The organism is Microcosmobacter mediterraneus (assembly GCF_031846265.1).
Classification (GTDB): Bacteria; Bacteroidota; Bacteroidia; order Flavobacteriales; family Flavobacteriaceae; genus Microcosmobacter; species Microcosmobacter mediterraneus.
The window spans coordinates 77190-88962 of record NZ_JAVRIA010000008.1; the positions used below are offsets into that span (position 1 = coordinate 77190).

At 33.1% G+C, this 11773-nt stretch carries 11 protein-coding genes; 6 read left to right on the forward strand and 5 right to left on the reverse strand.

Going from position 1 to position 11773, the window contains the following annotated elements; translation table 11 throughout:
* Positions 1–32: 32 nt before the first annotated feature.
* The 6 genes from RM697_RS12475 to RM697_RS12500 all read left to right on the forward strand — a co-directional run bounded on the left by RM697_RS12475 (position 33) and on the right by RM697_RS12500 (position 4958).
* The gene (locus RM697_RS12475; protein ID WP_311428234.1) at positions 33–1064 is read left to right on the forward strand and encodes an AI-2E family transporter; all 1032 of its coding nucleotides are present in this window, start codon (positions 33–35) and stop codon (positions 1062–1064) included.
* 180 nt (positions 1065–1244) lie between these two features.
* Positions 1245–2165: an aminotransferase class IV gene (locus RM697_RS12480; protein WP_311428235.1), complete on the forward strand. Its 921-nt coding sequence runs from the start codon at positions 1245–1247 to the stop codon at positions 2163–2165.
* 1 nt (position 2166) lies between these two features.
* Positions 2167–2886: a sulfotransferase-like domain-containing protein gene (locus RM697_RS12485; RefSeq protein ID WP_311428236.1), complete on the forward strand. Its 720-nt coding sequence runs from the start codon at positions 2167–2169 to the stop codon at positions 2884–2886.
* 160 nt (positions 2887–3046) lie between these two features.
* Positions 3047–4231 (forward strand): asparagine synthetase B, encoded by a 1185-nt coding sequence (locus RM697_RS12490; protein ID WP_432277887.1) that lies wholly within the window; start codon positions 3047–3049, stop codon positions 4229–4231.
* On the forward strand, positions 4231–4653 hold the full coding sequence (locus RM697_RS12495) for a secondary thiamine-phosphate synthase enzyme YjbQ (protein WP_311428238.1): 423 nt from the start codon (positions 4231–4233) through the stop codon (positions 4651–4653). The genes RM697_RS12490 and RM697_RS12495 overlap by 1 nt, the downstream gene beginning before the upstream one ends.
* A gap of 35 nt (positions 4654–4688) precedes the next feature.
* Entirely contained in the window at positions 4689–4958 is a 270-nt protein-coding gene (locus RM697_RS12500; protein WP_311428239.1) for an EF-hand domain-containing protein, read from the forward strand.
* A 32-nt stretch (positions 4959–4990) separates the two neighbouring features.
* Here RM697_RS12500 and RM697_RS12505 read toward each other — a convergent pair whose 3' ends face one another.
* The 5 genes from RM697_RS12505 to thrS form a co-directional block, all read right to left on the reverse strand.
* Entirely contained in the window at positions 4991–8239 is a 3249-nt protein-coding gene (locus RM697_RS12505; RefSeq protein WP_311428240.1) for an amidohydrolase family protein, read from the reverse strand.
* A 154-nt stretch (positions 8240–8393) separates the two neighbouring features.
* Positions 8394–8738: a 50S ribosomal protein L20 gene (rplT, locus tag RM697_RS12510; RefSeq protein ID WP_311428241.1), complete on the reverse strand. Its 345-nt coding sequence runs from the start codon at positions 8736–8738 to the stop codon at positions 8394–8396.
* Positions 8739–8841: 103 nt separating this feature from the next.
* Positions 8842–9039, reverse strand: coding sequence for a 50S ribosomal protein L35 (gene rpmI, locus RM697_RS12515; RefSeq protein ID WP_139698285.1), 198 nt, complete (start codon positions 9037–9039; stop codon positions 8842–8844).
* Positions 9040–9092: 53 nt separating this feature from the next.
* The gene (gene infC / locus RM697_RS12520; RefSeq protein ID WP_311428244.1) at positions 9093–9644 is read right to left on the reverse strand and encodes a translation initiation factor IF-3; all 552 of its coding nucleotides are present in this window, start codon (positions 9642–9644) and stop codon (positions 9093–9095) included.
* A gap of 32 nt (positions 9645–9676) precedes the next feature.
* Complete coding sequence (gene thrS / locus RM697_RS12525; protein ID WP_311428242.1) at positions 9677–11620, reverse strand: threonine--tRNA ligase; 1944 nt, start codon at positions 11618–11620, stop codon at positions 9677–9679.
* Positions 11621–11773: the final 153 nt, after the last annotated feature.

Here is an 11773-nt window from a genome sequence, read left to right on the forward strand (position 1 = left end):
TTTACTTTTCGCTATTAAAAGAAAATTGCCTCATGCTAGACCAAAGACGCACTACTAATATACTGTTATTAGTCATTGTTATTCCATTAGTATTTTACTTATTAAAGATATTGTCCTTTATTTTTATTCCGCTGATATTTTCTATGTTTATTGCCTTGTTGTTTTTGCCTTTAATGCGGTTTTTAGCTAGACGAAAAATACCAAAGTTCTTGAGTATTATTTTTGTTTTACTCCTAGTTACTGCTGGTGTTAAGATTGGGATAGAGTTAGTGCAATTATCCAGTAAAGAGATTCTTGCTACTAAGTCAGAGTTTTTGACTAAAGCTGATGAAAAACTTACGGATTTAAAAGGGTATTTATCTGAAAATTTTGGAGCAGAATTTGAAGACGATAAAAACATAGTAACTCAGTTTTTTCAAAAAGAAAATATAGGTTCTACGCTAGGTTTTCTTAGAAAATTTTTAACCATGTTATTAATGACTGCATTTTTTGTGGTGTTATGGTTAGCGGAATCTATAAATGTCCAAAAGCTTTTAAATAGTACATTGTTAAGACGAAAACATACCTCTATTAAAGCCTTTATGAAAATAGAGAAGGACTTAATAAAATTTATTAAAGTGAAGTTTTTGGTTAGCTTATGCACAGGAATTTTTACAGGATTAATGTGTTATTTCTTTGATGTAAGCTTTCCTATATTTTGGGGACTTTTTGCCTTCGTCATAAATTTTGTGCAAATGGTTGGTTCTTTTATTTCTGTAATTTTGCTTTCAATTTTTGCTTTTGTTGAGTTAGACACAACAAGTACTCTATTGTTTTTTATTACATCAATTACTGGAGTACAAGTAGTTTTTGGAGCAATCCTTGAACCGATTTTTATGGGTAAATCATTTTCAATAAATGTTATCGCAGTCCTAGTAATGTTGATGTTCTGGGGATTTTTATGGGGAATTCCTGGCTTAATTATGGCAATTCCTATTACAGTATTCATTAAAATTATTTTAGAGCAATTTCCTAATACTAAAATTATAGCCAGTCTTCTTTCTGGAAGTGAAACTAAACTCTGATAATATTTAATTATTAGTTTTGTCATTCAGTTGGAGACTTAGGAGTCACACTGAGCCTGTCGAAGTGCTCTCGAAGTCTGAAGGCGAATTTATTTATTTAGCTAGATTCATTTTTTAAACTCTACAATTTACTTCAAAGTCAAAATGTTTTTTAAGTATCTTTCAGCTTAAAATTATATTATGGTTCACGGCACACATAATGCATTAAACGACTCAAGAAATGCAACAATAAAAATTTCTATAAACGGAAAACTATTCAATAGAGAAGACGCTAAAATCTCAGTTTTTGATAGTGGATATCTGGTAGGTGATGGTGTATGGGAAGCACTCCGACTTCATGATGGTATTTTAGTTTTTCTTGACGATCATTTTAATAGATTGTGGCAAGCTGCTGCTACTATTGGTATGCAATTACCATTTTCAAAATCTGAGTTGGAAATTTCTGTGCATAAAGTTTTAGAAGCTAATAATATGACTACAGATGTCCATGTTCGCATTATGGTAACGCGTGGTATAAAGAAAACACCTTCTCAAGATCCTAGATTAACCATTTCTGGCCCAAATGTGGTTATTATACCTGAGCACAAAAAAGCTTCTAAAGAAAGCAAAGAAAAGGGTATTACCTTATTTACGAGTACAATCCGTCGTGGTTCTCCAGATTATTTAGACCCAAAGCTTAATTGCCACAGTAAGTTACACGAAGTACAAGCATTAGTTCAGGCCATAGAAGCTGGTGCAGACGAAGCCTTAATGTTAGATGTTAACGGCTTTGTGTCAACCTGTAATGCGACTAATTTTTTTATGATTAGAGATAATGAAGTATGGACGTCTACAGGCCAGTATTGTATGAATGGCATCACTAGAGCTAAAGTTATCGAAGTATGCAAACAGAATAACATTGTATGTCATCAAAAGAATTTTTCATTATACGATGTATATGGTGCAGATGAAGCTTTCGTAACAGGGACTTTTGGAGGTTTAACTCCTGTTACTAAAATTGACGGACGTGTTATTGGAAAAGGTAACTATGGAGAAATTACACGTCATTTAAGCGCTTTATATGAACAACTCATTCACTCTGAAATTGAAAAACAGAAGTAATATGCCTAAGCATATTTGTCTGTGGTCAGGTCCACGAAATATATCTACTACTTTGATGTATTCTTTTGCGCAGCGTAAAGACACTAAAGTATTTGACGAGCCATTATATGCTCATTATTTATCTAAGCATCCAAAAGCTAAGCAGTATCATCCTGAAGCAGAAGCTATCCTAAATACCATAGAGCATGATGGAAATAAGGTCATGAAAATGCTACTACACCATAGTGAAAAACCTATTTATTTTTATAAGCAAATGATTCATCATCTGTTAGATCTTGATCGTAAATTCATGACCAAAACGATTAATATTATTCTAACGAGAAATCCAAAAGAAATGTTGCCATCTTTTGATAAAGTTATCTCAAATCCGCATATTGATGATGTTGGATATAAACTTCATGTTAATTTACTTAACTATTTTAAAAACAATACTATAGAATATGTTATTTTAGACTCTAAGCGTGTATTGTTGAATCCAGAAGAAGTGTTGAAGAAGTTATGTGATGCTGTTGACATTCCGTTTTATAAAACTATGCTTCATTGGGACAAAGGTGCACGATCAGAGGATGGAATTTGGGCTAAACATTGGTATAGTAATATCCATAATTCCACAGGATTTATACCATATAAACCAAAGACTGAACCGTTTCCAAATCATTTAAAACCATTACTTAAAGAATGTCAACCTTATTATGAGCAGTTACTCGAAGAAGCTTTATAAAAGTCTTAAAAGAATAATAAATCCAACTTACGAGAGTGTTTTTTTTCCTATATTTCACTTTAAAATGAATCATTCCCAAATGAGATTAAAACAGAACTTACTTATTTTACTCCTGTTTCTAGCAGCTATACCAAGTTACGCATCCTATATTTTAATTCCTATGGATGCTGATACTCAGGATAATCATTTAAAAGCTTATGGTGTAACGTATTGGACTTTAGAGCGTGAGTTAAAAGTAAAATGGTTACTTAATTACAGAGGTGGTTCTTTTTTATTGCCAGATGCAGAAATTATCCAGCGAGAATGCCAAATAAGAGGTGTCTCTTTTGAAGTTATTTCTGATGCTAAAGCCAATCAAATTCTTGAAGAGATTAGCAGTCCTTCAAAAAATATGGAAGCTATAGTTTTAGAAAAAGCACCTAAAATAGCTGTATACACACCTTACGGAAAACAACCATGGGATGATGCAGTAACTATGGTACTTACCTATGCTGAGATTCCTTATGAAACCATTTATGATGAAGAAGTTCTAAATGATGAGCTTTTATTATACGATTGGTTGCATTTGCATCATGAAGACTTTACTGGGCAATATGGTAAATTTTATAGAGCTTACAGATCAGCTGCATGGTATATTAAAGAAAAAAGAGAGGCTGAAGAATTAGCCACAAGACTAGGTTATAATAAAGTGTCTGAAGCCAAACGCGATGTGGCTTTAAAGATTAGAGATTATGTTGTAGGTGGAGGTTTTATGTTTGCCATGTGTTCAGCGACAGACAGTTTTGATATTGCATTATCAGCCGAACATGTTGATATTTGTGAACCTATGTTTGATGGTGATGGAAGCGATCCTGGTTATCAAAACAAAATAGATTTTAGTAAAACTTTTGCTTTTAAAGATTACTTATTAGAGCGTAGTCCAAATGTTTATGAGTTTTCATCTATAGATATGACGTCTAAACGTCGTATTCCAAAAATGACAGATTATTTTTCATTAATGGAATTCTCAGCAAAGTGGGATCCAGTGCCAACCATGTTAACCCAAAACCATACGGCTTTAGTGAAAGGTTTTATGGGACAAACCACTTCTTTTACTAGAGATGAAATTAAATCTAATGTATTGGTTATGGGAGAAAATAAAACCAATGGAGAGGCTAAGTATATTCATGGTATAAAAGGCAAAGGATTCTTTACGTTTTATGGTGGTCATGATCCAGAAGATTATACACACAGAGTTGGAGATCCTAAAACAGAATTAGATTTATACCCAACATCTCCAGGCTATAGACTTATTTTAAATAATGTTTTATTCCCTGCTGCTAAAAAGAAAAAGCAGAAAACTTGATGAAATTTTTTCAAAAAGAAATTGCTTTAAAACCCTGTCCTAGAGGATTTTATATAATCACTGCCGAAGTTATTGATGTATTGCCTGAAATGATTGAGATTTCAATTGGCTGTCTTCAAGTATTTATTAAGCATACATCAGCAAGTTTAACTTTAAATGAAAATGCCGATCCAACAGTTAGAGATGATTTTGAAAGTCATTTTAATATTTTAGTACCTGAAAACGCGCCTTATTTTAAGCATACTTATGAAGGTTTAGATGATATGCCAGCTCACATTAAGTCTGCATTGTTAGGGAATTCAGTGACTATTCCAATTACAAATGGTAAATTAAATCTAGGTACTTGGCAAGGTATTTATTTGTGCGAACATAGAAATAATGCAGGTTCTAGAAGCATAGTGTTAACAATGTTTGGTAGTTGAATAATTTGTAACTTTATTGAATAAACTAAAAATAGATGTCAAAAAAAGCTAAAATATTAGATAAAATAAAAATCTTAATAACAAACCATTTTGAAAAACCTGAAGATGCTTTTGCATTTTTTGATGAAAATGGTGATGGTAAGCTAGAGAAAAAAGAGCTTTCTAGACTTTTAAAAGAAGCCGAAATAAGTGGATTTATTAGAGGTATTGTTGCATCACGATTAATTGACGGTTACGATATTGATGGTGATGGTTATATTGATTGGTCAGAGTTTAAAGCTGCACTAGATGAAATTAAGGAATAAAAAACCGATTCTGTTTGAATCGGTTTTTGTTTTTAATGCTGTCCTAGGTGGCAACCACATCCAGATCTTGTAAAACTTTGGCTTTCTTCATGCCAAGGAAATGCCTCGTTATACCTGTTGTTTTCCCAATAAAATTGTGTTCGCTCCTTAGGAGAATTTCCAACTTCATTCATAGTTGAAGTATCATACAATCTACCGTTAATCATTGTATGTGTAATACTTTCTGTATGTCTTATATCTTCTAAAGGATTTTTATCCATGATAATTAAATCTGCAAGCTTGCCAACTTCTAAAGAACCTATATCATTGCTAGCACCAATATAGTCTGCTCCATTTAATGTTGCTGCTCTTAAGGCTTCTAAATTTGTCATTCCGCCTTGTTGAAGCATCCAAAGCTCCCAATGTGCACCAAGGCCTTGCAATTGACCATGAGCTCCCAAATTTACTTTAACACCTTTGTCAGCTAAAGCTTTACACGTTTTAGAGACTAAAATATGGCCATTATCATACTCGTCTTGAGGTACCATAGTTCTATGTCGAGAACGACTATCGATAATACCTCTTGGTGTGTATTTTAAAAGCTTTTCCTTTTCCCAAACCTTTGTGTTTTGATAGAAATAGTATTCTCCATTTAAACCACCATAATTAACTATAAGTGTAGGAGTATAACCAGTGTTACTTGTTCCCCAAAGCTCTAAGACATCTTTATATACAGGAGCAACGGGAATATTATGCTCAACACCTGTATGACCATCCATAATCATAGTTATATTGTGATAAAAAGTAGAACCACCTTCAGGTACCACAAAAATACCTTCTTCTCTTGCGGCTTTAATAACTTGTTGGCGCTGTTCGCGTCTTGGTTGATTATAACTCTTTACAGATAAAGCACCAAAAGCCTTAGTTCTTCTTATAGAACTTCTAGCATCTTCTAGATTATTAATTACAGCTTTAAAATCTCCATCTGCACCATATAAAATAAAACCTGTAGAATAGAGACGAGGTCCAACTAGTTGTCCAGTTTTTTGCAATTCGGAAAGTGCAAAAACGGTTTCGGTATGAGCAGAAGGATCATGCGCTGTGGTTACACCATAAGCCAAATTAGCATAGAATTGCCAATGCTTTTGTGTAGTTAATCCATAACGAAATGCTCCAATATGAGCATGAGCATCAACCATGCCTGGCATAATAGTTTTTCCTGAAACATTAATAGTTTTAGTATTTGAAGGAATTGTAATATCTGATGAATTACCAATGGATTTTATACGATTATTTTCAACTAGGATAGTTCCATTTTCTATTACAGTATCACCTTTCATAGTAATAATTCGAGCACCTTTTAAAGCTATTGAACCATCTGGTTTATCTGTTTTAACATTCAAATTAATTTTTATTCCATTTTCTGTAATACCTTTTGTTTCTAATGAAGCTGGTGCAGAAAAATAGTCATCACCAAGAGACCAATGGATAGTTTTACTATTTCTAGACCAATGTAGATTAATGCCAGCATCTTTAGATATTTGTGTTATTGGAACATAACCAGATTTATCAGTGATATCAATGGTTTTCCCCATTTGTGGCATTGGTGCTAAGTATACTTTATGAAGATGTTGAAACGCTAACCATTTACCATCAGGACTAGGTAATAAACGGTTGCCATGTTTAGACTTTACATGTATTCGTTCATCCTCACCTTGCAGATTTACACTTTTAAATTCTTTAGTTAGTGCTCCAAAATAGCTTCCACCTTTTTGATACATTACTCTGTTATCCTTTGAATTGAATTGAGGAAAATCACCCTCTGCAGTTACAAACTTTGAGTCGCTACCATTTGCATTCATAATGTATAAACCAGAATTTTTAGTAAATGTTCTTCCTTGATCATTATTGCCATTTTCTTTTTTATAGACAATATATTTACCATCATTAGAATACGATGGTGTTCGGTAAATACCTTTTTCAGAGGTTAACTTGGTAGCTGTTCCACCAATTGAGGTTGAAGAATAAATAGCGCCTAAGTTTTCATCGTTCCAAGTTACATAAGTTATAGTGTTACCATCTGGAGAAAAGGTTGGTTCAAACTCAAAATCTGTTCCATTAGTAAGACGTTTTGGTGTACCGTTAGGTAATTGTTTTGTCCAGATATAACCTAATGCATTGAAGGCAATCATTTTTTCATTAGGTGATGTGGTTACATGTCTGATTACTTTTGCGTTGAAGTTCTCAGGTGCAACAGGAGTGTCAAATTCTAAAGCTTTTGCAATTTTAATCGTTGCATTTACTTTAAACGGAATAATTACAGATCTAAGTGAATTAATGTTAATCTTGTTTATTTTTCCTCCAGACCATATCACAATGTCTTCATTATTAGGCATCCAGCTAAAATTGGTATATACACCAAATATAGCCCAAGCTTCTTGCTGATCTTTATTCAATTTATCGTAGACAGGCCATTCTTCTCCAGTTTCTAGATTGTGAATATACAGAACGGATTTAGTTCTAACTCGCTTTATAAAGGCTAGTTTCTTGCCATCATTAGAAATTTGTGGTCGTGCTGCTCCACCAGGACCACCAGTAATACGAATAGTTTTACCAGTTTTCATATTATATCTATTAATGACATAAATTTGTTTATTAGGATCTTTATTATATTGAAAGAAACCTCCAGGATACATATCTTCACTGTAATATAAATAGTCGCCATCAGCAGAAATAGATGGTTCATTTACATCTTGTTGATCATTTTTTCGTTTGGTAAGTTGTAACCCAGTTCCACCGGTTTTATGATACATCCATAACTCACCAGCGCCAAGTGAGCGACCAGAAGTAAAGTGTTTTCTTGCGATTAGGTAATTTCCGTCAGGAGTCCAAATGGCATTATTAAGTAATCTAAAATTTTCTTTAGTGATTTGTTTGGCATCTGAACCATCACTGTTCATTACCCAAATATTGTCTCCTCCTCCAGCATCGCTGGTAAAAGAAATTTGTTTACCATCAGGGCTAAATCGTGGCTGAATTTCAAAAGCTAAGCCTTCTCTTAATACTTTAGCTTTTCCACCTGTGGAATTCATAATGTAGATATCTCCTAATAGATCGAACACAATTTTTGAACCATCAGGACTCACATCTAGATTCATCCAAGTACCTTCATCAGTATTTAATTTGAGCTCAGTGAAATCCCAATCGCCTTCAGGATTATTAACATTCCAAGCTTTGTCTTTGTCTTGAGCAGATAAATTAATTGAAAGTAGGAGGAGGGCTAGAAAAATTAACTTACGCATAGTTAAGGATTTATTAATAGGACTGGTAAGATAATTATTATTTGTTGGATTTTGTGTTAAATTGATTGTATGTAAAAATAAAGAAAATAAAAAACCCGATTCGTTAAGAATCGGGTTTATAAGCGAAATTTTGTTATTAATTAAGGCTTAAGGCCTATTTTACTTTGTTTACTATGGCTTCAAAGGCTTCAGGGTTATTCATGGCTAAATCTGCAAGAACCTTACGATTCAATTCAATATTATTAGCTTTTAATTTTCCCATAAACTTTGAATAAGACATTCCATGTTGTCTGGCTCCTGCATTAATACGCTGAATCCATAACGCTCTGAAAGTTCTCTTCTTATTTCTGCGATCTCTATACGAATATTGCATCGCTTTATCAACCGCGTTTTTAGCTACTGTCCAAACGTTTTTACGTCTTCCCCAATAACCTTTTGCTTGTTTAAGAACCTTTTTTCTTCGGGCTCTTTTTGCTACAGAATTTACTGATCTTGGCATAATTTAAATTGTTTTTTGTAGTAGGCGGCAGATAATCTACACTTGCTAAATACTTTTGCCTAACTCCAGGGTTTATAAATTGTTTTAACCGGTTAAAATAATATTACTTTAAACGTAACATTGTTTTAACATTGTCTTCGTCTGCCTTATGAACTAAAGTATCATGAGTCAGAGCTAGCTTACGCTTTTTAGATTTTTTTGTCAGTATATGACTCTTAAAAGCGTGCTTTCTTTTAATTTTACCAGTGCCAGTTAGTTTAAAACGTTTCTTAGCACTTGATTTTGTTTTCATTTTAGGCATTTCTCCTAGTTTAATTTACGTTTCGCTTATTATCTTTTTGCTGAACTAACAACTTATTTTGCTTTTTTAGGCGCAATGAACATAATCATTCGCTTTCCTTCTAATTTAGGCATTTGCTCTACTTTACCAAATTCTTCTAAGTCTTGAGCTAACCTTAGTAATAAAATTTGTCCTTGTTCTTTAAAGACAATTGAACGTCCTTTAAAAAACACAAAAGCTTTGAGCTTTGCACCATCCTTCAAGAATTTTTCTGCATGCTTTTTCTTAAATTCATAATCGTGATCATCTGTATTAGGACCAAATCTTATTTCCTTTACAACCACTTTTGTGGCTTTAGCTTTTAGAGCTTTTTCTCTTTTTTTCTGTTCGTAAAGGAATTTTTTATAATCCATAACTTTACAAACAGGAGGATTTGCGTTTGGTGATATTTCAACAAGATCTAATCCTTGCTCATCCGCAATTGCTAATGCTTTTCTTGTTGGGTAAACACCTATCTCAACATTATCTCCAACAAGCCTCACTTCTTCAGCTCTAATTTTGGAGTTAATTTTGTGTTGATCCTCTTTAACAACACGACGGTTGTTATTTCTTCTGTTTCTACGTATTGCTATGACTTATAAAATTTAGTTATACTTACTTATTTAAATTTTTTTAAACTACTATTTACTTCACTAGTGATAATATCTGAAAATTCTTCTACAGAAATAGTGCCAAGATTTTCACCTCCGTGTTTTCTGACACTAATTTTACTATCACTTTCTTCTTGCTCGCCGACAATAATCATGAATGGTATTTTTTGCATTTCTGCTTCACGGATTTTTTTACCTACCGTTTCATTCCTATTATCAACAAGGGCGCGAATTTCGTTATTTTCTAACAAATTTAAAACTTTTTCAGTGTATTTTTCATATTTCTCACTAATAGAGAGAATAATAGCTTGTTCTGGCATTAGCCATAATGGGAAATTTCCTCCAGTATGTTCTAATAGAATGGCTATAAAACGTTCCATACTTCCGAAAGGAGCTCTGTGTATCATTACAGGTGTATGAAGCTCATTATCACTACCTTTATAAGTGAGTTCAAATCTTTTAGGTAACTGGTAATCTACTTGGATAGTTCCTAATTGCCATTGTCTGCCTAAAGCATCTTTCACCATGAAATCTAATTTCGGACCATAAAAAGCAGCTTCACCTTCTTCAATAACAAAATCCAACCCTTTGTCTGTAGCTGCATTAATTATGGCTTGTTCTGCTAATTCCCAATGATTAGTATCTCCTATATATTTCTCTGGCTTTTTTGGATCTCTAATAGATACTTGAGCTGTGAAATTTTCGAAACCTAACGAGCTAAATACATAAAGTACAAGGTCTATAACATTTTTAAATTCAAAATCTAATTGTTCTGGTGTACAGAATATATGAGCATCATCCTGAGTGAATCCTCTAACTCGAGTTAAACCATGTAACTCACCACTCTGCTCATATCTATAAACTGTACCAAACTCTGCGTATCGTTTTGGTAGTTCTCTGTATGAAAATGGTCTGGTATTATAAATCTCACAATGATGCGGACAATTCATTGGCTTTAATAGAAATTCTTCGCCTTCTGCTGGTGTGCTTATAGGTTGAAAACTATCTTCTCCATATTTTGCGTAATGACCAGAAGTAACATATAATTCTTTTTGACCAATGTGAGGAGTCACCACCATTTCATAGCCAGCTTTTTTTTGGGCTTGTTTTAGGAAATTTTCTAAACGCTCTCTCAATGCAGCTCCTTTTGGAAGCCATAGAGGTAAACCTTGTCCAACTTTTTGAGAAAATGTAAAGAGTTCTAGTTCTTTACCAAGTTTTCTGTGATCACGTTTTTTTGCCTCTTCTAATAGTTCTAAATATTCTTTAAGTTCTTTCTGTTTCGGAAAAGAAATGCCGTAAACTCTCGTGAGTTGTTTGTTGTTTTCATCTCCGCGCCAATATGCACCAGCAACTGATAATAATTTAACTGCTTTTATGATCCCTGTATTTGGGATATGACCTCCACGACATAAATCAGTGAATGTTGAATGATCGCAGAAAGTGATAGTGCCATCTTCTAAGTTTTCAATGAGCTCTACCTTATATTCATTGTTTTGATTGTTGTAGAGTGATAATGCTTTATCTTTAGATACAGAACGCATTTTGAATTCATGTTTTCCACGAGCAATCTCTAATATTTTATCTTCAATTTTTTTAAAGTCTTTTTCAGAAATACTTTGTTCCCCAAAATCAACGTCATAATAAAATCCATTTTCTATGGCTGGACCAATAGATAATTTTACACTAGGATAAAGTTCTTCTAGAGCTTGAGCAAGTAAGTGCGCACTTGAATGCCAAAATGCTTTTTTCCCTTCAGGATTTTTCCATGTATATAGAACAAGAGATCCATCATTATTAATAGGAGTAACCGTTTCTATAATTTCAGAATTAAAACTTGCCGAAATTACATTCCTAGCTAAACCTTCACTAATTGACATTGCCACATCCAAAGGAGTTGTACCTTCTTTATATTGTTTAACTGAACCATCAGGTAAAGTAATGTTAATCATTGTTATATATTTTGGGAACAAATATAGTAGTATATAATATGGTTTACAATTATATATATGAATGATTTCACCTCAGTAAATTGACTTAAATACCTGCCTTCAAATCGATTAAAATAAGTACTAAATAATCTACATATAACAAATAGGGTAAAA

What these genes read in the sequence shown, in the direction of transcription:
- RM697_RS12475 (WP_311428234.1), top strand. Translation starts at nt 33, where the DNA reads ATGCTAGACCAAAGACGCACTACTAATATACTGTTATTAGTCATTGTT.
- RM697_RS12480 (WP_311428235.1), top strand. Translation starts at nt 1,245, where the DNA reads ATGGTTCACGGCACACATAATGCATTAAACGACTCAAGAAATGCAACA.
- RM697_RS12485 (WP_311428236.1), top strand. Translation starts at nt 2,167, where the DNA reads ATGCCTAAGCATATTTGTCTGTGGTCAGGTCCACGAAATATATCTACT.
- RM697_RS12490 (WP_432277887.1), top strand. Translation starts at nt 3,047, where the DNA reads ATGGATGCTGATACTCAGGATAATCATTTAAAAGCTTATGGTGTAACG.
- RM697_RS12495 (WP_311428238.1), top strand. Translation starts at nt 4,231, where the DNA reads ATGAAATTTTTTCAAAAAGAAATTGCTTTAAAACCCTGTCCTAGAGGA.
- RM697_RS12500 (WP_311428239.1), top strand. Translation starts at nt 4,689, where the DNA reads ATGTCAAAAAAAGCTAAAATATTAGATAAAATAAAAATCTTAATAACA.
- RM697_RS12505 (WP_311428240.1), bottom strand. Translation starts at nt 8,239, where the DNA reads ATGCGTAAGTTAATTTTTCTAGCCCTCCTCCTACTTTCAATTAATTTA.
- rplT (WP_311428241.1), bottom strand. Translation starts at nt 8,738, where the DNA reads ATGCCAAGATCAGTAAATTCTGTAGCAAAAAGAGCCCGAAGAAAAAAG.
- rpmI (WP_139698285.1), bottom strand. Translation starts at nt 9,039, where the DNA reads ATGCCTAAAATGAAAACAAAATCAAGTGCTAAGAAACGTTTTAAACTA.
- thrS (WP_311428242.1), bottom strand. Translation starts at nt 11,620, where the DNA reads ATGATTAACATTACTTTACCTGATGGTTCAGTTAAACAATATAAAGAA.